This is a genomic window from Enterobacter sp. 50588862, from assembly GCF_001462935.1.
Taxonomy (GTDB): Bacteria; Pseudomonadota; Gammaproteobacteria; order Enterobacterales; family Enterobacteriaceae; genus Enterobacter; species Enterobacter bugandensis.
The window spans coordinates 1-502 of sequence record NZ_LNHM01000020.1; the positions used below are offsets into that span (position 1 = coordinate 1).

Here is a 502-nt window from a genome sequence, read left to right on the forward strand (position 1 = left end):
TCGTTCCCTCTGCCGTCAGTTCGGCATTTCTCCTGCCACCGCCTACAAGTGGCTTCGCCGCTGGGCTCAGGAAGGTGCCGCCGGCCTTCAGGACCGCCCGCGCATACCGCACCATTCCCCGAACCGCTCATCTGACGACATCACCGCCCTGCTGCGCATGGCCCATGAGCGCCATGAACGCTGGGGCGCACGCAAGATTAAGCGCTGGCTCGAAGACCAGGGGCACCGTATGCCCGCCTTCAGCACCGTCCATAGCCTGATGGCCCGCCATGGCCTGCTGCCGGGCGCATCACCGGGCATTCCCGCCACGGGACGGTTCGAACACGACGCGCCGAACCGGCTCTGGCAGATGGATTTTAAGGGCCACTTTCCCTTTGGCGGTGGCCGCTGCCATCCGCTCACCCTGCTGGACGACCACTCCCGTTTTTCCCTGTGCCTGGCGCACTGTACCGATGAACGGCGCGAGACCGTGCAGCAGCAGCTGGTCAGCGTGTTTGAACGC

Annotated in this window: 1 protein-coding gene; it reads left to right on the top strand. The window is 65.3% G+C overall.

Going from position 1 to position 502, the window contains the following annotated elements:
• Nucleotides 1-502: helix-turn-helix domain-containing protein (locus tag APT89_RS07825; RefSeq protein WP_131728590.1), on the top strand; the 502-nt coding region annotated here is incomplete at both ends.